This window comes from Streptomyces sp. NPDC029138 (assembly GCF_055564375.1).
Genome location: NZ_JBVHWM010000008.1, coordinates 155,001 through 175,354, shown reverse-complemented (window position 1 = coordinate 175,354; position 20,354 = coordinate 155,001). Strand labels below are relative to the sequence as shown.

The following is a 20,354-nucleotide window of genomic DNA, read 5'->3' as shown; positions in this document are numbered from 1 at the left end:
CCCCCGGACCCGCCGACTCTTCCACGTCCCCCGGACCCGCCGACTCTTCCGCGTCCCCCGGACCCGCCGACTCTTCCGCATCCCCCGGACCCGCCGACTCTTCCACGTCCCCCGGGACCGCCGGCTCTTCCGCATGGTCCGGCGCCCCCGATCCGTTGGTCCGCCTGGCCGACGTGCTGGCCGAGGCGACCGGCGGGGCGCGTCCGACGCCGCTGGAACTGGCCGAACTGCTGTGGCTGGCCGGGCACATGGGCCCCGACGCGGACGACCCGCACGGCACCGGGCCGGACAACGCCGTAGCGGCGCCCCCGCAGGAACTCCCGGCCCCGGCGCCCCGGGAGACCGCACCGCAGCCGGAGGCCGACCGGCCGCCCGAGCCCCGACGGGCCGGTCCGCCGCCCTCCCGCGTCCCCCTGCACCTGCCCGCCCGCCGCCCCGCCCCGGCGGCGGACCGGTCCCACACCCCGCTCCTCGCCCCGGCGCCCCCGATGCTGCGCCACCCGCTCGCCCTGCAACGCGCGCTGCGCCCGCTGGGACGCCGGATCGACGCGCCCGTGGGCCAGGAGCTGGACGAGCCGGCGACCGCCGACCGCATCGCCCGCCTCGGCGCCGACCCCGCGTGGTGGCTGCCGGTGCTGCGCCCCGCCCGGGAGCGCTGGCTGCGTCTGAACCTGGTGTACGACGCCGGCCCCACCATGCCGGTCTGGCGGCCCTTGGTCCGCGAACTGCACACGGTCCTGGCCCAGTCGGGCGCCTTCCGCACGGTCGCCCTGTACCGCGCCGCCGCCGACGGCACCGTACGCGGCGCCGACGCGCACGCCCCCGCCGACGGCCGTACCGTCACCCTCCTGATCAGCGACTGCATGGGTCCGCAGTGGCGGGAGGGCCCCGCCGGCACCCGCTGGTTCGCCACCCTGCGCCGCTGGGCGCGCCGGATGCCCCTGGCCGTCGTACAGCCGCTCCCGGAACATCTGTGGCGGGACACGGCCCTGCCCACCACCCCGGGCACCCTGTCGGCCCCGCACCCGGCGGCCCCCACGGCGGCGCTCGCGTTCACCCCCTACGAGCGGCCCGAGTCCGCCGTGACCGGCGGCGCGGTCCCGCTTCCCGTGCTGGAGCCGGAGCCGCGGTGGCTCGCGCACTGGGCGGGGCTGCTGGCCACCCCGGGCGGCGGTGAGTTCCCGGGCGCGGTGGCCTGGTTGGGGCGTCCGCTGCCGGCGGACGCCGAGGACCGCACGGACGTCGGGACGCTGTCCGCCGAGGAGCTGGTCCTGCGGTTCCGGGCGACCGCCTCCCCGGAGGCGGTCCGGCTCGCCGGCCATCTCGCGGTGGGCCGCCCCGACCTGCCGGTCATGCGCCTGGTGCAGGCCGCCGTCGAACCCGATCCGCGCCCCCGGCACCTGGCCGAGGTGATTCTCAGCGGGATGCTCACCGCCGCCCCGGACGGTCCGCCCGGCTCCTACGCCTTCCGGGACGGCGTACGCGAGCTGCTGCTGCTCGGCCTGCCGCGCACCGCCCGCCACCGCACCACCGAACTCCTCGACCGCATGGGCGAGTTCATCGACCGCAGAGCGGGCCGGGCACCGGGCGAGTTCCGGGCGTCGGTCCCGTCCGCGCGGGGCGCGGGGACGGCCGCGGAGGGCGATCCGTTCGCCACGGTCAGCGAGGACAGCGTACGGCGGCTGTCGGCGGACGGCGCCGAGGAACTGTTCGCGGGACGGTACCGGCTGCTGCGGCAGGCCGAGGGCAGGGACGGCACGGGCTGGTTCGCCCAGGACGCCCGCGACGGTGACACGCTCGTCGTGCTGCACCGGTATTCGCCGGTCCGGTCCCCCGCCGCCTTCCGGGACCTCGGCCGGCGCCTCGGCGAGGTGCGCCACCCCGGGATCGCACCGGTCCGTGACCACGGCATCGCCGACGGATCGCCTTACCTGGTCCGGGAGTTCGTCGCCGGCCGGACCCTGCGCCAGCGCCTCGAGGACGCTCCCGGCGGCCTGCCCGCCGACGAGGTCGTCGCGCTGCTCCCGCCGCTGGCCGAGGCGGTCCTCGCCCTGCACGCGCAGGACGGGCCGCGCGGTGTGCTGAACACGCACGCGGTGGTGCTCACCCTGAACGGGCCGGTCCTGACCTGTCTGGGCTCCGCGCCGACGGTCCACGGGAGCCGCGAGAAGACGCTCCAGGCGCTCGGGGACATCGTTCGCGCCCTGTACCCCGACGACTCCGACGCGCTCGGGACGGAACTGGCCCCGGCCGTCACCGCGCTCCTCTCCGACAGCCCGGAGGCCCAGCGGCGCGGTGCCGAGCGGCTCCTGCGGCTGGGGCGAGGGCGGGAGAGCGGTCCCGCCGCGACAGCCGCCGACCGGGCCGAGATCCGCTTCGCGGCCGACGCCCTCACCGGCCGCCCGGAAGCCCGCATCACGCTCGAAGCCACGGTGCACGAGATCCTCGCGCGTGGTTCCCTCAGCCCCCGGCAGTACGAGGCGGAGGTCCGCCCGGACGGCTACCTGGTGCGCACCGAGCCCGGCGCCTATCTCCTGCCCGTCCTCGTCGCCGTGCTGCGCGAACTCCCCCAGGCGCTCGCCCGGCTGACCGACCGGCCACGGCTCCGGGTGACGTTCGGCCGGCCGCCCGTCCGGCCGCCGCGGGAAGCCGCGGACGTGACGGTCGTCGTACCGCCCGCCCTGTACGACGACTTCGCCGCCAGCTCCGCCGCCCGGCGCTCGCAGCGGTTCCGGCCGCTGTTCCGCGACAGTGCCCCGGACAGCCCGCCGGCCGCCTGGTACTGCCCGCTCGGACCGGGGTCCGCCGAGCCCGTGGAGCGGGATCTGGTGCGCGGCCCGTTCATCACGCACGACCTGCGCGAGCTGGGCGTCCCCACCCCGGGGCGCACGGCCGTCGTCCACACACGGCCCGACGGCCCGCTGACGCTGCTGGATCCCATCCACCCGTACGGGACGCGTCCGCCCCGCCCGGAGACGTACTACGCGGTCGATCTCACCGCGCACGAGACCCGGAAGATCGTGTCCCTGCCGAGTTCCGGCAAGGGCGCGTTCACCGCCGCGGTGAAGCTGTCCTGGCGGGTCGACGATCCGGTGGCGTTCGTCCGCGCCGAGGCCACCGGTGTCGCCGGGCTCCTGCTGGAACATCTGCGCGGCGCGGCGGCCCCCGTCACGCGCCGCTATCCGCCGCGCCGGGCGGGCGCGGCCCAGCGGGCGGTGAACGCGGGGGTGGACGACTGGCCGGTGCCGGGACTTGCGGTGTCGTACACCGTGCAGCTGGTCCCCGAGTGGGCGCCCGCGCCGGCGGCGGAGCCACCGGTCCCGTCGCGCCGGCGGCTGGCGGCGCTCCTCTCCGGTGCCGAGACCGTGCTGGTCGGCTTCGACGGGCCCCTCGCCCGGCTGTTCCCGGCGCAGACCGCGCGGGAGGCCGTTCTCGACCTGCTGTCCCTCGTCGCCGACCACCGCGATCCGCAGGACGCGCTGACGGGCCGACCGCTGCCCGTCGCGGGCGTCCCCGGCCGGGAGGCGTTCACGCATCCGCTGGACCTGCTGCGCGCCTTCGCCCACGACCGTCTCGGCCCGCTGTTGCGGGCGCGGCTGGACGACCTGGAACTGCGGGCCGTACCGGACGCGCCCACGACGCACCGCTCCCTCGCGCTCGTCCGCGCCCTGCACCGGTCGGGCCGCCGGGTCAGCGTGGTGACGGACGTGTGCACCCAGGCCGTCCACCGCTACCTGGAGCCCTACCGGCTGCCGCTCGCGGGCATCCACGGCCGCCGCGCCGACCTCAGCCTGCTGACGCCCCACCCCGACTGTCTGCTGCGCGCCCTGACCGCCGTCGGCGCACCGGCCCGCTCCTGCGTGCTGATCAGCTCCTCGGTCGCCGAACTCACCGCCGCCCAGCAACTCGGTCTCCCCTTCGTCGGCTACGCCCCCACCCCCGCCGGCCGGCGGGGCCTGCGCGAGGGCGGCAGCGAGGTCACGGTCTCCTCCCTCGAACCGCTGGTGGAGGCTGTTGGCGCCCGTTGACCCGCCGACACTCCGGGACGGCCGGAAAATACGCCCGTTCAGCGGCACCCCGCCCGGCGGCCCAGGAAAGGCGCCCGCTCCCGGCCCCGCGCAGGATGCCAGTGAGCCCGCCGAACAGGCGGGGGACCTCAAGGCCTGCGCACTCGGGAGGATCCGCCGTGACCGTCAGCCTGGAGCAGTTGCGCCGCTGTCACTTCGCCGTCGATCTGGGGGCGGCCCGCACCCGGGTGTACGTGAAGGGCTCCGGTCTGGTCGTGGACCAGCCGTCGGTCGCCGCCGTGAACACCCGTACCGGCGCCCTGATCGCGGTGGGCGAGTTCGCGGAGAAGATGACGGGGCGCACCCCGGACTACATCAGGGTCGTCCGGCCCATCTCCGGTGGCACGGTGGTCGACATCGAGATGGCCCAGCGCATGCTGCGGCATCTGCTCGGCGACAAGGTGCGCCGCGCGCTGCGCCGCAAGCCCCGGCTGCGGGCGGCGGCCTGCGCCCCGCACGACGCCGATCCGCTGGCCCAGCGCGCGACGATCGAGACGCTGGTCGGGCTCGGGGCCAGACGGGTGGTGCTGGTCGACACGCTGATCGCCGCCGCGGTGGGGTGCGGGCTGCCGGTGGAGCGGCCCGAGGCCACCATGGTCTTGGTGTGCGGGGCGGCGGCGACCCAGGTCGCGGTGCTCTCGCTGGGCTCCATCGTCACCGCCGAGCGGATTCCGGTGGGCGGCGAGGCCGTGGACCACGCGATCGTGCAGCATCTGCGGCACGAGCACGCGCTGATGCTGCCCAGCCAGGCGGTACGGCCGCTGCAACTGGCCCTGTCCGGCAACGGGCTCACCCCGCACGGCCCGGCGTCCACCGAGATCCACGGCCGGGACGTGGCGACCGGGCTGGCGCGCAGTGTGCGGGTGGACACCGCCGCCGTGCGCGACGCCATCCAGACCCCGTTGACGGCCGTCCTGGACGCCATCGGCAAGGTGCTGCGCGAGTGCCCGCCGGACCTGGTGGCCGACCTCGCCGACCGCGGGATCATGATGGTCGGCGGCTCGGCACTGCTGCCCGGGTTCGACCAGATGCTGCGGCAGGCCACCGGGATGCCCGTGCACATCGCCGATCGGCCCGACGTGTGCGCGGCACAGGGCCTGGGCGCCATGCTGGAGGGCCGGATCGAACCGCTGGTCCTGAACCCGCTCGCGGCGTGAGGCGGGCGCCGGGCCGAGCAGTGTCCGGAAGGGGGGTGGACAACCGCGCGAGCGACCGCGACGGACCCGCACCGGGAAGGCAGGCCGGCAGCAGCCCCGCGGCGCAGCCGGTTCAGATGCTCAGATGGCACCGGATGGTCGTACCCTCCGGGCCGGTGTGCGTGCGGACCAGGTCCGCCAGCAGGTTGACCAGCAGCAGTCCGCGTCCGCCCCGCTGGTCGCGGGCGGCGGGGCGGCGGCCGGCCAGCGGGTCGGCGAGGCGGCCCTTGTCGCGGACCTCGCACAGCACGCGTCCGTCCTCGGGCCACACGGTGAGCGCGCCCGTGCCACCGCCGTGGATCACGCTGTTCGTGGTCAGCTCGGCGGTGATCAGCGCCAGGTTCTCCAGTCCGAGGCCGGACAGGCCCAGCCGGGCGCCGTGGTCGGTGGCCAGATGCCGGACGGCGGACAGGGAGTCCTCGTCGAAGGAGAGGCGGAGCACGTCGGGGCCGGCGTCGGGGGCGGGCGGCAACGGCTCGTTGTAGCGGGCGACCACGCCGTCGGGGTCGTAGGCCGCGCTGGTCCGCTCGGCTCCGGAGCCGGCCGGGATGACGACCGGGTGGGTGGCGTGCGCGTCGGCGAGCGCCCGCTCGTCCAGTCGGGCGGTGTCGTACGGGCACAGGATGGTGACCTCGCGGCCCCGGAACGCCGCGTTGATGAGCGCCTCGTGCTGGGCGCAGGCCGGGTACTCGGCCGGGCTGCGGCCGGCCCAGACCGGCTCGCCGATGATCCGCACCCGGCGGCCGGGCGGCTGCGCGTCGGCGAAGGCGCGCAGCACGCCGGGGATGATCCGGCCGGGGTTGCGGCCCGCCTCCCGCATGTCCAGGAACCGTACGGCGGCGCCGTCGGCGCCCAGCTCGTCCTGGATCAGCCGCAGGTTCTCGCCGGGGACGGCCACCGCGACCGGCTCGCCGGCCGTCAGCGCCGCCCGGACGAACGGCACGGTGCCGTCCACGTACTGCCCCGCGTCGGCGTAGAACAGCGCGGGGTGGACGAACGGGTCCACGGGTTCGGCGGTCGCGGTCATGACGCCCACACCTCGATCCCCGGCGCACCGGGCCACAGCAGGTTCAGTATCCGCGGCAGAGTGTCCGGAGGCCGGTCCAGCACCAGACGCCGCTGCCCGCCGAGGTTCCGGGCGGCGTCCGCCAGAACGCCGGCGCCCGCGACGTCGACGAAGGTCAGCGCGGAAAGCTCCAAGTAGTACACGTCCTCGCCCTCGCGAACGGCCCGCTCCAGCGCGCGCTCCCAGATGCCGCGCGTGGGCAGGCTCACCTCGCCCGCAGCCCGGAATCCGGTACGCCCGGTCAACGGGGACACGTCGAGCCGCGGGACCACGGGCCTCGGCACGACGGCCGGCAGGGGCCGCGCCGGCTCAGCTCCGCTCACGCCATCTCCCAGCCGCACGGGTACACGAGTGCCCAGTATGCGCCTCCGCTCCCCCGGACGGTGTGTAGGTCCCGGCGCCGGGGGCAGGCGAGTTGCGAACGACCGACGGCAAAGCGAGACGAGAGACATGACCGCAGCTGCACGCGCACCGCACACCGGGCGGCTGGAGACCCTGGCCGTCGACGGCAGTACACAGGGCGACCGGGTCCTGCTGACCGCACGCGGCGAGCTGGTCCACGGCAGTACGCGGCCCCTCACCGGGGCGCTGGCGGCCCTGCCGGCGGACGTGGCCCGGGTCGACCTGGAGGCGTCCGGGGTGACCTTTCTGGACACGGCGGGGCTGGCGGCCCTGGGCACGCTGGGCGAGTACGGCCGCCGGCACGGCGTACCGGTACGGGCCACCGGCTGGCGGGGGCAGCCGCTCCGGGTGCTGGAGCTGGTGGGTGTTGACCCGGTGGACCCGCTGAGCGCCGCCCTGCCGACGGGGCTGCCCGCCCGTACCGCCTCGGCGGTGGCCCGGGAACGCGCCGAGCAGACCGAGCAACTGCACCTGCTGCGCCTGGAGGTCGAGCAGTTGCGCCACGCGATGGACACCCGCCCGGTGATCGACCAGGCGCGGGGCATCCTGATGGCGGCGCACGCGTGCACCCCGGATCAGGCGTGGGAGATCCTGCGGGAGGCGTCCCAGCGGTCCAACACCAAGCTGCGGGACGTGGCGTCGGCGGTCACTGCGAGCGCGGCGCCGGACGGCCCGGCCCCGCCGGAGCCGCTGCGGACGGCCCTGGCCGCCGCGGTCCGCCGGGTCGGTACGGCGGTCAGTACGGCAGGATGCGCCCCGAAGGGGTCCTGCGGTCGATCTCCTGCCCGCGCGGCGCGGCGGGCCGCCGGCTGACACGTACCCGGATCCGACGGTCCATGACGCCCTCCTCCTGCCGACACCGCCCGGCTGGACGCCGGTAGGAGGTGCGTGCCCAGGACCTGACCGGTTCAAGCCTGGGCGGCCTCAAGTCTTCGGGTCGGCGCGGTGGTTGACCCGGGCCCGTCAGCGGGTCAGGTACCGGGCGAGGACCGGGTCGAGCTGGGCCAGCCAGGCGGTCAGCCGGGCCCTGCGGCGGGCGTTCAGCTCGCAGGAGTAGACCCCGCCGTCCCACAGCCGCACGGTGAGGGTGAGGCGGTTGCCGCGCCAGTGGCGTCCGACGTGCGCGATCTCGTCCCAGGTGAAGTCCGCGGTGACGCCCGCCACTTCGAGGAGCACTCCGGTGGCGTTGACGACCGCGCCGGACTGCGCGTCGGCGAGCACGACCTCCGGGGTGCCGTAGGGCAGCGGCGGCCCGAAGCCGTAGGGGGCCGGCGGGGTGGCGGGCTGCGCGGGCAGGTGGGGTGGCGTGGCGGTCTGGACGGGCTGCGGTGCGGGCTGCCGCACGGGGTACTGGTACGGGTGCGCGGCGGCCTGCGGGGGTGTCGCGGGCGGCGGGGGCGGGGTGAACGCCGGCGGGGGTGTGGCCGGCTGCGGGGACGCGGTGAGCGGGGGCGGGTACGGCGGTGCGGCCGGCCGGGACGGGTCCGGTGCCGGGTCCGTCAGCCGGTCCAGCAGCGCGGCGGGCGTCGGGCGGTCCGCGGGCTCCTTCGCCAGGCACGCCGAGACCAGGTCCACCAGCCCGGCGGGTACGGCGGACAGGTCCGGCGGCTCGTGCACGGAGCGGTACATCAGTCCCATCGGCGTGCCCTCGCCCCAGGCGCTGCCGCCGGCCGCCGCGACCAGTACGGCGCCGAGGGCGAACACGTCGGCGGCGCCGGTCACATCGTGACCGAGGGCCTGTTCGGGCGCGAGGAAGCCGGGGGTGCCGAAGGCGGTGCCGGTGGCGGTGAGGCGGGTGGACTCGGCGGCCCGGGCTATGCCGAAGTCGAGGACGCGTGGCCCGTCGACGGCCATGATGATGTTGCCGGGCTTGAGGTCGCGGTGCACCAGGCCGCAGGAGTGGATGGACTCCAGCGCCTCGGCGAGCGCGGCGCCCAGGGCCCGCAACCGGGCCTCGTCCATGGCGCCCTCGGCGGCGAGCCGGGCCGCGAGGGTGGGCCCGGGGATGTAGGCGGTGGCCAGCCACAGCGGGTCGCCGTCGACGTCGGCGTCCACCACCGGTGCCGTGTGGAAGCCGCCGACCGCGCGGGCCGCCTCGACCTCGCTGCGGAACCGCTCCCGGAACACCGGGTCGGCGGCCAGTTCGGCCTTGGCGACCTTCAGCGCGACGGCCCGTCCGCCGCGCGTCCGTGCGAGATAGACCGTACCCATGCCGCCCTCGCCGAGCCGGCGCTCGACGAGGTATCCCCCGATGCGTTCCATGCGGTCCAGTATGGCCGCCGGACCTGCCCCGTCCATGCCCCGGTGGGGTTCCGTCCGTGCCCGGCGGCCGGTGCGGCTCGGAGCACGACGTGCACGACGTACGCCCGTGGCCACACGTCCAGTTGGAGGGTGCTCTCCTGGTTCCCGGGACCGGCCGCCTGAGGGGAACGGCGACCCGTTCAGTCACCGCCCGGGCGCGGTACGGGCGTGAAGGCGCGGCTCGCGAGATAGGCGGGGCGCGGGCGCGGGGCCGCGTACGGGGTGCCGAGGGGGTTCTCGACGCTGTTGTAGACGACGAAGAGGTTGGTGCGCGGGAACGGCGAGACGTTGGGGCTGGAGGCGTGCAGGCTGTTGGAGTCGAAGGCCACCGCCGAGCCCGCCGGGCCGGTGAACTGGCGGATGCCGAGTTCCCGGGCCAGCGCGGTGACCGCGGTGCGGTCCGCCGGGCCCGCGGGCAGGTTCTTTCCGCGCAGGGACGTGCGGTGGTAGTCGGGCGGTGTCTCGCCGACGGACGGCACGAAGGTGCGGTGCGCGCCCGGGATGATCATGAGGGGGCCGTTGTGCGGGGCGTTCTCGGTCAGGGCGATGGACAGGCTCAGGGCGCGCGGGGCCGGCATGCCGTCCTCCGAGTGCCAGGTCTCGAAGTCCGAGTGCCAGCCGAAACCTGAGCCGGTGAAAGCCGACTTGAGGTTCACCCGGGTCTGGTGGACGTACACCTCCGAGCCGAGGATCTGGCGGGCGATGTCCGCGAGCCGGGCCGAGTGGACGACCTCGCGGAACGTCTCGCTCAGCGCGTGCACCTCGAACACCGAGCGGACGCCGTCGCCGTCGGGTTCCGGCACCACCCGTCCCGACGCGCGCAACGCCGTGTCGGCCACCAGCCGCGCCGTCTCCGCCAGACAGGCCGAAGTCTGCTCCGCCGTCAGCAGCGCCTCGAACCGCAGGCACCCGTCGGCGTCGTAGGCGGTCAGCTCGGTTGCGGACAGGGGGCCGTCCGCCTCGGGACGCCAGACCACCGGGTGGCGGCGGGGGAAGGGGGCGCCGGCCTCGGGGGTGCGCGTCGGATACAGGTCGTCCCCCGGGGCGGTGGGGGGCACCGTGGCGGTCATCGGGGGCTCTCCTCCGGGTGGGGCGGTGGGGTGGCCGGGCGTTGGAACAGGGCGCCGGAGTTGCGGTGGGGCAGGTCGACGATCCGCAGGAGTTCGAAGCCCTGGGCCAGGTAGTAGCGGTGCAGCAGCCGGTTCGTCTTCCACGCCTCCAGCCGCAGCCAGCGCTTGCCCCGCCGGGCCGCCAACGCGGCCGCCCAGTCCAGCAGCCGCGCGCCGATCGCCTGGCCGGCGACGGCCCGGCTCACCGCGAGGTCGTGGACGTAGAGGGCGGAGCCGGGGTCGTCGTCGCGCCACCACTCCGGGTCGGCCCGTTCGTGGACGGTGATCGTGGCGACGGGCCGCCCTGCGCGGAAGGCGAGGTAGCAGTCGCCCGCCTCGATGGCCTCCGCCATGCGCCACCGGCGCGGCGGGTACTGCCACTGGTCGAGTCCCCGGCCGGCCAGCCAGCGGCTCGCCTCCAGCCACAGGGCCTCGACCTGCTCCAGCTCGCCGGGGCGGGCGGCCCGTATGTCCGGGGCGGTCACCGGGCCGGCTCCGCTCCGTCGCCGGCGAGGAAGGCCAGGGCCACGGCGGCCTCGCAGGCGATGCCCGTGGCGATCACGTCCTCGTCGATGTCCATGCGGGGCGAGTGCAACGCCGGGGCCTCGTGCGGTGCCCGGTCCCTCGGGCACGCGCCGAGGAAGGCCAGGGCGCCGGGTACGGCCCGCAGGACGTAGGAGAAGTCCTCCGCCGTCATCTGCGCGGCCGGCAGCACGTCCACCGCCTCGGCGCCGAGCGCGTCGGCGGCGGCGCGCAGGACGAAGTCGGTGAAGCGGGGATCGTTGGCGGTGACCGGGTAGCCGGTCTCGACGGTCGCCTCCGCCGTCGCTCCGTGTGCGGCGGCCACGCCCCGGGCGACCCGGTCGATCGCCTCGTGCAGCCGCCGCCGGGTCGGCTCGGCCAGCGTGCGCAGGGTGCCGGCCAGTTCCGCGGTGTCCGGGATGACGCCGGTGGCGGTGCCCGCGGTCAGCCGGGTCACGCTGAGGACGGCGCTGTCGTCGGCGGCCACGCCACGCGTGACCGCCGTCTGTAGGGCGAGCACGATCTCGCAGGCCACGGGCACGGGGTCACAGGCGGTGTGCGGCGCCGAGGCGTGCCCGCCGCGCCCCCGGACGAGGATGCGGAACCGGTCGGAGGCCGCCATCTGCGGCCCGGGCCGCAGCCGTACCGCACCGGCCGGCAGATTGGGGTGCACGTGCAGGGCGAAGGCGGCGTCCGCCCGGGCGCCGGAGGCGTCCAGCACCCCCTCCTCGATCATGTGCCGGGCCCCGTGATGGCCCTCCTCGCCGGGCTGGAACATGAACACCACGCGTCCGGCGAGCGCGTCCCGCCGGCCGGCGAGCAGCCGTGCGGCGCCCACCAGCATGGCCGTGTGGGCGTCGTGCCCGCAGGCGTGCATCAGCCCGCCGGTCCGCGAGGCGAACGGCAGTCCGGTGTCCTCGGTGACGGGCAGCGCGTCCATGTCGGCGCGCAGCAGGATCGTCGGGCCGTCGTCCGCTCCGGTGAGGGTCGCGGTGACGGAGGACAGGGCACGGCCGGTACGGACGTCCAGCCCGAGACCGTCGAGCGCGTCGAGGACCAGACGCTGGGTGGCGGGCAGATCGAGCCCCAGCTCCGGGCCACGGTGCAGGGCGCGGCGCAGGGCGATCGCCTCGGGCGCCAGCCGACGCGCCTCGTCCAGCGGAGCGGGACCGCCGCTGCCGACGCCCGCCGGCGTACCGCCCGCCTCCTCGGACGCCGCGTCACCCGGCGTACGCGGTACGTCCCCGGACGGGACGTCACCCGGCGTGTCCCGGGACAGGGCGGCACCCGGCGTGCCGTGCGCCGGCCGAGGCGGAGGTGTCATGGAGCCGTTCTCCTTCCCGGGCCCGGTCCATGGCGGCGCGGCCCGCGACGGCGTCGCACGAGGAGGCGGTACCCCCTCACCGTAAGGACGGCACCGCCGCCCTGGACAGTCCCCGACGCCCCCGGCGCACGGGATTCGGACAGGGACCGATGCTGACAGGATGGCGGATTCCGCCCCCTGACCAGGGGCCGACGCGCTGACATGCTCGGGTGAGACAGTCCGCAGGCCCGACTGAGGGTGAGGACCCATCCATGGTGATGTCCACGTCTCCGGGAGGCCCCCGGCGCCCCTGGGAATGGGACGAGACCGAATGGCGGCGGCACGTCGGCCGGGTCCGCGCCGGACGCGGCCTCGCACCCGTGTCCTGGCCCGGCGGGGCGCGCTGCGCGGTGGCGCTCTCCTTCGACCCCGACCACGAGACCATCCCGCTCCGCGACGGCGAGGTCATGCCCGGCAAGCTGTCGCAGGGCGAGTACGGCGCCCGCGTCGGCGTGCCGCGCATCCTGCGCCTGCTGGAGCGGCACGGCGTACCCGCCACGTTCTTCATGCCGGCGGTGTCCGCGCTGCTGCGTCCGGACGAGGCCCGCGCCTACGCCGACGCGGGCCATGAGGTCGCCCTGCACGGCTGGATCCACGAACGCACCATGGAGCTGGAGTACAAGGACGAGCGGGACCTCGCCTTCCGCAGCGCGGACACCCTGGAACGGCTCACCGGCCGGCGCCCCGTGGGCATCCGCACCCCTTCCTGGGACTTCAGCGAGCACACCCTCGACATCACCCGGGAGCTGGGCCTCGTCTACGACTCCTCCCTCATGGCGGACGACGAGCCCTATGAACTGCTCGCCCACGGCGAACCCACCGGCGTGGTGGAGATCCCCCCGGAGTGGATCCGCGACGACGCCGCCTACCTGAACATGGACCGCTACTCCGCCGTGCGCCCCTACACCCCGCCCCGGGACCTGATCCCGCTGTGGCGGGACGAGTTCGAGGCGGCCCACGCCGAGGGCGGCCTGTTCCAGCTGACGATGCATCCGCACGTCATCGGGCACCGCTCGCGGATCGTGGTCCTGGCGGAGTTGCTGGACCACATCGCCGCCCGCGGTGACGTCTGGTACGCGACCCATGCCGAGGTCGCACGGTATGTGTGGCAGGAGGCGACCGGGAACGGCACTTCCGGATGACCTGGGCGCCGGGGACGGGGGACGGCCTGGCGCCGACGCCGGTGGTCCGCCTCGGGGTAGAGGTCGCCGGCACGCCACGGGAGCTGTGGCTGAAGCTGGAGGGGTACAACCCGTACGGGTCCATCAAGGGGCGGACGGCGCTCGCGCTGTGGCGGGACGTCGCGGACCGGGTGGAGCGGGGCGCGGGGCTGGTGGAGTCGACGTCCGGCAATCTCGGCCTGGCCCTGGCCGCGCTGGCCGCCGCCCACCGGGTGCCGTTCACCGCGGTCGTGGATCCGCGCACCAGTGCCGCGCTGCTGTACGACATCCGCGCCCTCGGCGCCCACGTCGTCACCGTGGACACCCCGGACGGCGCCGGCGGCTACCTCCTGGGCCGGCTCGCCCGCGTGCGGGCCCTGCTCCACGAGCGGCCGGGCCTGGTGTGGACCGACCAGTACGGCAACCCGGCCAACCCGGCCGCCCACGCCACCGGCACCGCGCCCGAGCTGCACTGGCAGACACGCGGGGAGCGGCTGAGCGTGCTGGTGGCCGTGTCCACCGGGGGCACCCTCGCCGGTTTCCGGCGGTACGCCGCCGAGTCCGGCGCGGACTGGGAGCTGGTCGGCGTGGACGCGGCCGGTTCGGCGGCCCTGGGCGGCCCGCCGGGACCCCGGCTGCTGTCCGGCCTCGGCTCCAGCCGGCCGTCCGCCTTTCTGCCCGACGGGCACCGGCCCGCCGTGCGCGTCGACCCGGAGGAGGCGGTCACGGCGTGCCTGTGGCTGCGCGACACGACCGGCATCGGCGTCGGCGCGAGCGCCGGGGCACTGGTCGCGGCGGCGCTGCGGCTGTTCCGCGCCGACGCCCGGCGCACCGGCGCCGCCTGTCTGTGCCCCGACGGCGCCGACCGGTACCTCGACACCGTCTACTCCCCCGACTGGCGCCGCGCGCACGGCATGACCGGTTCCGTCCCGCTGCCCGGCGTACGGGTCCTCACCGCCGAGGGGGCACGGTGATGAACGACGGCAGCGGGGAGCGGGACTGGTACACGAGGGCGGGCGTCCGCCGGGACCCGCGCCGGCTGCTGCGGGACGAACTGCGCACCGGACAGCTGTACTTCCCGCCGGCCCTCATCCCGTACGCCGGTCACCCCCTGGTGCGCGCCCTGCCCGCCGCCGCGCGGGAGGCGCTGGCCGCCCGGCACCTGTTCCAGTACCTCGGCTTCACCACCCACTTCGAGACCGAGGTCGTCAACCGCGCCACCCAGCGCATCGCGACCGGCCGCGCCGGTGTCGACACCACCTCGGAGACCCGACTCGACGCGTTCCGGATCTACTGCGACGAGGGCTACCACGCGCTGTACAGCTTCGACGTCATCCGGCAGATCGCGGACGCCTCCGGCGTGGAGCCGGTGCCGTACGACTTCACGCCGTTCCGGGAACGGCTCGACGCGGTCGGCCGGAAGGCCCTGCCGGGTCAGCCGGTGCTGGCCCAGCTGCTCCAGGTCGTCGTGTTCGAGACGCTGGTCACGGCCATCCTCAACGACGTGCCGAAGGACGGCCGTGTGCTGACCGTCGTACGGCAGGTCGTGCGGGACCACGCCCGGGACGAGGGGTGGCACCACGCGTTCTTCGCCCGTTTCTTCCGCGAGCTGTGGGCCCGCCAGTCGCCCCGGGAGCGGGTGCGCGTCGCCCGCTGCCTGCCGGGGCTGATCCGCTCCAGTCTGCTGCCCGATCTGCGTCCGGTGCGGGCCGCGCTGGCCGCCGCCGGACTCGGCGCGGCGCAGGTGGAGGAGGTCGTGCGGGACGCGTATCCGCGTGCCGCGACGGAGCGGGGGATGCGGGAGGCCGCGCGGCACGCGCTGCGGCTCTTCGAGGAGACGGGCGTGCTCGCGGTCGACGGCGCCCGGGACGCCTTCCTCGCGGCGGGCCTGCTCACCGAGGCGGAAGGATCCGGCTCATGACGGAGGAACTGCTCTTCCTCGACCGTGCGGACGTCCTGGCGTGCGCGGCCGAGGTCGATGTGTGCCAGGTCGTCGCCGACGCGCTGGTCCGGCACGCGCGCGGCGCCGTCACCCTGCCCGCCGAGGGCTATCTGCCCTGGACCAACGACTCCGGCGCCTCCTGCCGTTCGCTCGCCATGCTCGGCGCCCTGGAGGGCGACGGCGCCCCGCCCGTGCGGGGCATGAAGCTCATCAACGCCGCCACGAGCAACCCGGCGCTGGGCAGGGAGCGCGCGGCCGGTGTCAGCTTCCTGTTCGACCACGCGACGGCCCGCCCGCTGGTGCTGGCCGAGGCCGGCTGGCTGAGCGCGGCCCGCACGGCCGCGTACACCATGGTGAGCCTGCGCCATCTGGGGCCGCCGGACTGGGCGGAGCTGACGCTCGTCGGCTGCGGCACCCTGGCCCGTACCCACCTGGAACTCCTCGACGCCTGCTTCCCGCAGGTACACACGGTCCATCTGTACGACGTCGACTCACGGCGGTCGGGCGCCCTCGCCGACTGGGTCTCCCGGCACCGGCCCGGCCTGCGCGCGAGGGTCCACGACAGCGCCCGGAGCACGGTGACGGCCTCGCCGGTCGTGGTGACGGTGACCACGGCCGGGGAGGGCTATCTGCCGGCGGCCTGGCTGCGGCCGGGCACGTTCGTCGCGCACGTGTCCCTGTCGGACCTGCTGCCCGACGCCCTGCTCGGCGCGCAGGCCCTGTACGTCGACGACGTCGGCCTGGTCGCCGACAACCCGCGCCGGACGCTGGGCGCGCTGATGCGGGACGGGCGGGTGACGGCCCGGGAGCCGGGGCCCGCGGGCGGGCGGGGGATCAACGGAACGCTCGGCCAGGTCCTCACCGGCGAGGTCCCGGCGGTGCGCCCCGGCGCCGGGCACGTCGTCAGCAACCCGTTCGGCATGGCCGTCCTGGACGTGGCGCTGCTCGGGGCCGTCCACGAGATCGCCGTCAGCCAAGGGACCGGCCGCCGACTACGCCTTTACTGACCCGGACCGAGCCCACGACCCCACTGCCCGCGCCCCTCCCCCGCCATACGAAGAGGTGGACTGCCATGCGTGACACCGCCGGTGAACTCCCCTCCCTCGAACTCCCCTTCCCTCTGGGCGTTCCGGCACCGGCCCCCGAGCAAGGGCTGTTCAGCCTCGCCGAGTTGCCGCCCGCGCGGCTGCACCGGCTCGTCGCCAGGTCGGTCGAGCTGTTCCGGGACCGGGGCGCGCACGACCGGCCGCTGCGGGACCGGGTCGTCGGCGTGCTGTTCACCCGCACCTCCACCCGTACCCGGACCGCCTTCCAGAGCGGCACCGTACGGCTCGGCGGCACGCCCGTCGCGTACGGACCCGGCGACCTCCAGCTCAACACCGGCGAGTCGGTGCCGGACACCGGCCGGGTCCTCGGTGCCATGCTGGACCTGCTGGTCGCGCGCACCGCGGGGCCGCTGGCGGAGCTGCGGGAGCTGTCCCGCGCCGGCCGGCTGCCCGTGATCAACGCGATGGCGAGCGAGGAACACCCCACCCAGGGCGTCTGCGACCTCGCCGTACTCACCCTGGCCTTCGGCGACCTGAGCGGTATCCGGCTGCTGTACGCCGGGGAGGGCAACAACACGGCCACGGCCCTCGCCCACGGACTGGCCGCGGTGCCGGGCGCGCACGTCACCTTCGCCACCCCGCCCGGCTACGGCCTGCCCGGCGACGCGCTGGCCACGGCCCGCAAGAACGCGGAGGCCACCGGGGCCCGGCTGGACGAGGTCCACGATCTCGCGGACGCGCCCGCCGAGGTGGACGTCGTGTACACCACGCGCTGGCAGACGACCGGCACGAGCAAGCCGGACCCCTCCTGGCGGGAGGTCTTCCGCCCCTTCCACGTGGACGGCGCGCTGCTGGCGCGGTGGCCGCGCGCGCTCTTCCTGCACGACCTGCCCGCCCACCGGGGCGACGAGGTCGCCGGCGAGGTGCTGGACGGCCCCCGGTCCCTGGCCTGGACGCAGGCCGCGATGAAACTGCCCAGCGCCATGGCCGTCCTGCAACACGGCATCGGAACGCTGCGCACCTGACCCCTCACAACCCCGCCTGTTCGGAAGGAGCGTGCCATGCCGTCTGTCGCACGGGTCGGCGCGTACACCCATCTGACCCCGGACGACCTGAAGCCGCCGGGAGAGCCCGAGGTCTTCTTCGAGCCGGCCGACACGGAGATCGGCGTGTGGGTCGCCGCCGACCTGCTGCCGCCCGGTGGCGGGGGCACCGTACTGGACCTCGGTTCGGGCAGCGGGGCGGCGGCCGCCGCCATGGCCCGGGCCGGCGCGGCACGCGTGCACGGCGTGGACAACGGCCGTCAGACCCTGCGCTGGGCCGAGCGCCACTACGCCTCGTCCGACGGCCGGGTCACCTTCGCGCTCGGCGACTACTCCGCGCTCAGCCCGCGGGAGCTGCTCGCGACGGCCCCCGGGCAGCCGCCCCGCCCGCTCGTCGTCACCAGCAACCCCGCCTATGTGCCGCTGCCTGCGGAGGCGGCCCGGACCCGGCCCTCGATCAGCGGCGGCACGGACGGCCTCCGGTGGGCCGGGGCCATCATCGGCCACGCCCACGGCCTGCGCGCGGACCTCGGCCTGACCATCGGCTCCTACTCGGCCCCGCGCCGCGCGGCGGCGCTACTCGCCGGGGCCGGGTACCGCGTCGCCGCCGTGACCCTGTGCCCGCTGCCGCTCGGCGACTTCACCCTGCGGCACCCCGAGCGGGTCCTCGCCCTGGAGGAGCAGGGCGAGGCGGTGCTGTGGCGCAACGGCCCCGACCCGCTCGCCTACTTCGTCGTCGGCCTGGCCTGCCGCCGCGCCGGCACCACCGGACAGCCCGGCGGCGCCGAGGAACTCATGGACCTGCTGCACACGGCGGCCCGGTCCGCCACCACCCGCCTGGAGAGCCTCGACGCCCCGGGCGCGGCGCCGCTCCCCTGGCCGGTACGGGTCCTGGACCTGCCGCCCGCGACCGCCCGCCACCACTGGTAACCCGCCCAGGGAGCCTCCCCATGACTTCGTCCGTGTCCCCGGCCCCGAAGCCCGCCGCACCCGTCTCCCCCGTCAGCGTCACCGTCGGCGCGGTCGAGCACAGCGTCGACTTCGTCCGCCCCCGGCTGCGCGCCCGCGCGGCCCGCCGGGTTGCTCTGTACGCGGGGGTGCAGATCAACGGCGCACCGCACCTCGGCACCAACGTCATGCAGACGGCGGCCTTCCTGCTGGCTGCCGCCGCCCGGGACCGGCTCGGGGTGCCGGCCGAGCTCCGCTTCGGCGCACTGGACAACGCCCCCCACGCGACCCGCGTCTGCCCGCGCACCGGCACCACGTACACACGGTCGTACCACCACGCCCTGGGTCCGGCGCGGATCTCGGAGCTGGTGAAGCGGTTCTACGGCGGCCTGTTCGACGCGCTGAGCGCGCTGACCGGAGTGCCGTACACGGTCGAGACGTACACCCGGCAGCAGCGGTCCCCCGCGTTCCGCGAGGAGTTCCTGGCCTCGCTCGGCCGGTGGGACGAGCTGCGCTGGACGCTGGCGCCGTCCAGCGGGCACGTGCCGATCAGCTTCCCCTGCCCGGAGTGCGGCTGGCTCCAGAAGAACGGCGAGGACACCGCACTCCTCGACGCCGGTGACGGGCGGGCCCGGTTCGCCGCCGTCTGCCTCGATCACGGGCGGTACGAGACCGACGTACGGCCCGACGGGGAGGCGTGGCTGGGCCTGACCACCCTGCACCGCAACCTCGTCAAGGAGCGGCTGGCCGACCGGGACGAGGCGCTGCCCGTCATCGTCAAGGGCGCGGACTGGGCGGCGGGCTGCCGGCTGCTGGACGAGGCGTTCCTCTGCTTCCCGGGCAGCCGTCCGCCGGCCCGCGTCTTCACACCCGTCGTCCTGTCCGCGTCCGGCGCCAAGCTCTCCAAGTCCCTGATGCGGGAGGGCAGGGCGGAGCTGTCCCCGGACACGCCGCCCTGGATGCTGGACGCGACACGGTGGGAGGGCACGACGGAGCGGTACGCCGTGACGCTGCACCGGCTGGTGTCGCTGATGCTGTCCGATCCCCGGCACTTCGAGCGGGGATACACCACGTCCGAAGTGGTGCGCCTGCTCGCCGAGCCGGACTCGGCCGGGCTCGGCTAGGGGTCCGGGAGCCGGTCGAGGACCGCGAGGGCCGGGGCCGGATCCGGTGGTGCGGGGGCGGACCAGGCCGCTGTACAGGCCGCCCACAGCCCGGCGCCGAGGTCGCCGTGGCCCGCCAGCAGCAACTCCCCGCCCGCGACACGGGCGTACCAGCCGGCGCACCGCCACGACCCGTCCGGCTGCCGGCCGGCGGTCCGCGGCGGCGCGCACAGGGCCCGCAGGTCCCGCCCGACATGGGTGGGCCTGCGGTGCGGGGGCGCGGTGAGCAGGTCGGCCGGCCCGGTGCGGCCGGTGAGCACCAGCAGGCTGTCGTAGCCGGCCCGGCGCGCGCCCTGGACGTCGGTGTCCAGGCTGTCCCCGACCATCAGCGGGTGCCGGGCCCCGACGCGCTCGGCGGCCTCCCGGAACAGGGCGGCCGACGGCTTGCCCGCGACCGTCGGTTCCGCCCCGGTGGCGGCCTGGACGACGGCGACCAGCGCGCCGTTGCCGGGCGCGACGCCCCGCTGTGTGGGCGCGCTCAGGTCGGCGTTGGTGACGATCCAGGGCACGCCCCGCGCGACGGCGTACCCGGCCTCGGCCAGCTCCCGCCAGGACACCGTCGGCGCGAAGCCCTGCACCACGGCGGCGGGCCCGTCCCGCTCCGACGACACGGGCCGCAGTCCCTGCCCGGCGACCGCCGTGCGCAGCGCCTCCGAACCGACGACGAGCACCCGCGCCCCCGGCCCGCACCGCTCGGCCGCGAGCCGGGCGGCGGCCTGCGCGGAGGTCACCACGTCGGCGTCCGCCACGGCCAGGCCCAGCCGTCCGAGGTCCCCGGCCACCTCGGCGGGCGGGCGGCCCGCGTTGTTGGTGACGTAGGCGGTGCGGCAGCCCGCCTCCCGCAGCCGGCCCAGCACCGGCACGGCGTGCGGAACGGGCCGCGAGCCGATCCGGACGACACCGTCGAGGTCCAGCAGGACGGCGTCGTGGAGCCGGGCCAGAGACCCGTCCCCGAGCTTCGCCGTCCCTGATGCGTCCACGCTCACCCCTCCCGGTCCGTGTATTGTCCGAACCGGTCCCGGCAGG

The 20,354-nt window shown here is 75.9% G+C and carries 17 protein-coding genes; 10 read left to right on the top strand and 7 right to left on the bottom strand.

Annotated elements, in window-relative coordinates:
* The first annotated feature begins 155 nt into the window (after positions 1 to 155).
* Together ACZ4WH_RS11090 and mreB are read left to right on the top strand one after the other, a co-directional pair.
* Positions 156 to 4,028, top strand: a complete 3,873-nt coding sequence (locus tag ACZ4WH_RS11090) for an SAV_2336 N-terminal domain-related protein (protein ID WP_468178942.1) — start codon at positions 156 to 158, stop codon at positions 4,026 to 4,028.
* A 158-nt stretch (positions 4,029 to 4,186) separates the two neighbouring features.
* A complete protein-coding gene (gene mreB / locus ACZ4WH_RS11085) occupies positions 4,187 to 5,224 on the top strand; it encodes a rod shape-determining protein MreB (protein ID WP_468178940.1) in 1,038 nt (345 codons plus the stop codon).
* A gap of 112 nt (positions 5,225 to 5,336) precedes the next feature.
* Here the strand turns inward: mreB and ACZ4WH_RS11080 are convergent, their stop codons facing one another.
* Positions 5,337 to 6,290: an anti-sigma factor RsbA family regulatory protein gene (locus tag ACZ4WH_RS11080; RefSeq protein WP_468178938.1), complete on the bottom strand. Its 954-nt coding sequence runs from the start codon at positions 6,288 to 6,290 to the stop codon at positions 5,337 to 5,339.
* On the bottom strand, positions 6,287 to 6,652 hold the full coding sequence (locus ACZ4WH_RS11075) for an STAS domain-containing protein (RefSeq protein ID WP_468178935.1): 366 nt from the start codon (positions 6,650 to 6,652) through the stop codon (positions 6,287 to 6,289). The genes ACZ4WH_RS11080 and ACZ4WH_RS11075 overlap by 4 nt, the downstream gene beginning before the upstream one ends.
* A gap of 127 nt (positions 6,653 to 6,779) precedes the next feature.
* Here ACZ4WH_RS11075 and ACZ4WH_RS11070 point away from each other — a divergent pair, with 127 nt between their 5' ends.
* Complete coding sequence (locus ACZ4WH_RS11070; protein ID WP_468178933.1) at positions 6,780 to 7,544, top strand: ANTAR domain-containing response regulator; 765 nt, start codon at positions 6,780 to 6,782, stop codon at positions 7,542 to 7,544.
* A 150-nt stretch (positions 7,545 to 7,694) separates the two neighbouring features.
* Here the strand turns inward: ACZ4WH_RS11070 and ACZ4WH_RS11065 are convergent, their stop codons facing one another.
* The 4 genes from ACZ4WH_RS11065 to ACZ4WH_RS11050 form a co-directional block, all read right to left on the bottom strand.
* Complete coding sequence (locus ACZ4WH_RS11065; RefSeq protein WP_468178931.1) at positions 7,695 to 8,993, bottom strand: serine/threonine-protein kinase; 1,299 nt, start codon at positions 8,991 to 8,993, stop codon at positions 7,695 to 7,697.
* 179 nt (positions 8,994 to 9,172) lie between these two features.
* Positions 9,173 to 10,102 (bottom strand): ectoine hydroxylase, encoded by a 930-nt coding sequence (gene thpD / locus ACZ4WH_RS11060; RefSeq protein WP_468178929.1) that lies wholly within the window; start codon positions 10,100 to 10,102, stop codon positions 9,173 to 9,175.
* Entirely contained in the window at positions 10,099 to 10,626 is a 528-nt protein-coding gene (locus ACZ4WH_RS11055; protein ID WP_468178927.1) for a GNAT family N-acetyltransferase, read from the bottom strand. Before ACZ4WH_RS11055 ends, thpD begins: the two co-directional genes overlap by 4 nt.
* Complete coding sequence (locus ACZ4WH_RS11050; RefSeq protein ID WP_468178926.1) at positions 10,623 to 11,987, bottom strand: M20 metallopeptidase family protein; 1,365 nt, start codon at positions 11,985 to 11,987, stop codon at positions 10,623 to 10,625. Before ACZ4WH_RS11050 ends, ACZ4WH_RS11055 begins: the two co-directional genes overlap by 4 nt.
* Positions 11,988 to 12,244: 257 nt before the next feature.
* Here ACZ4WH_RS11050 and ACZ4WH_RS11045 point away from each other — a divergent pair, with 257 nt between their 5' ends.
* From ACZ4WH_RS11045 to ACZ4WH_RS11015, 7 genes are all read left to right on the top strand, one after another.
* Positions 12,245 to 13,168 (top strand): polysaccharide deacetylase family protein, encoded by a 924-nt coding sequence (locus tag ACZ4WH_RS11045; protein ID WP_468178976.1) that lies wholly within the window; start codon positions 12,245 to 12,247, stop codon positions 13,166 to 13,168.
* Positions 13,132 to 14,160, top strand: a complete 1,029-nt coding sequence (locus tag ACZ4WH_RS11040; protein ID WP_468178924.1) for a pyridoxal-phosphate dependent enzyme — start codon at positions 13,132 to 13,134, stop codon at positions 14,158 to 14,160. Before ACZ4WH_RS11045 ends, ACZ4WH_RS11040 begins: the two co-directional genes overlap by 37 nt.
* Positions 14,160 to 15,107, top strand: a complete 948-nt coding sequence (locus ACZ4WH_RS11035; RefSeq protein WP_468178922.1) for a diiron oxygenase — start codon at positions 14,160 to 14,162, stop codon at positions 15,105 to 15,107. Before ACZ4WH_RS11040 ends, ACZ4WH_RS11035 begins: the two co-directional genes overlap by 1 nt.
* The gene (locus ACZ4WH_RS11030; RefSeq protein ID WP_468178920.1) at positions 15,104 to 16,135 is read left to right on the top strand and encodes an ornithine cyclodeaminase family protein; all 1,032 of its coding nucleotides are present in this window, start codon (positions 15,104 to 15,106) and stop codon (positions 16,133 to 16,135) included. Before ACZ4WH_RS11035 ends, ACZ4WH_RS11030 begins: the two co-directional genes overlap by 4 nt.
* 65 nt (positions 16,136 to 16,200) lie before the next feature.
* Positions 16,201 to 17,199, top strand: a complete 999-nt coding sequence (locus ACZ4WH_RS11025; RefSeq protein WP_468178918.1) for an ornithine carbamoyltransferase — start codon at positions 16,201 to 16,203, stop codon at positions 17,197 to 17,199.
* Positions 17,200 to 17,235: 36 nt separating this feature from the next.
* Positions 17,236 to 18,147, top strand: a complete 912-nt coding sequence (locus ACZ4WH_RS11020; protein WP_468178916.1) for a methyltransferase domain-containing protein — start codon at positions 17,236 to 17,238, stop codon at positions 18,145 to 18,147.
* Positions 18,148 to 18,167: 20 nt separating this feature from the next.
* On the top strand, positions 18,168 to 19,289 hold the full coding sequence (locus ACZ4WH_RS11015; protein WP_468178914.1) for a hypothetical protein: 1,122 nt from the start codon (positions 18,168 to 18,170) through the stop codon (positions 19,287 to 19,289).
* On the opposite strand, the gene ACZ4WH_RS11010 is transcribed toward ACZ4WH_RS11015, so the two are convergent.
* Complete coding sequence (locus tag ACZ4WH_RS11010) at positions 19,286 to 20,308, bottom strand: HAD-IIA family hydrolase (protein ID WP_468178912.1); 1,023 nt, start codon at positions 20,306 to 20,308, stop codon at positions 19,286 to 19,288. The two genes, ACZ4WH_RS11015 and ACZ4WH_RS11010, sit on opposite strands and share 4 nt — an antisense overlap.
* Positions 20,309 to 20,354: the final 46 nt, after the last annotated feature.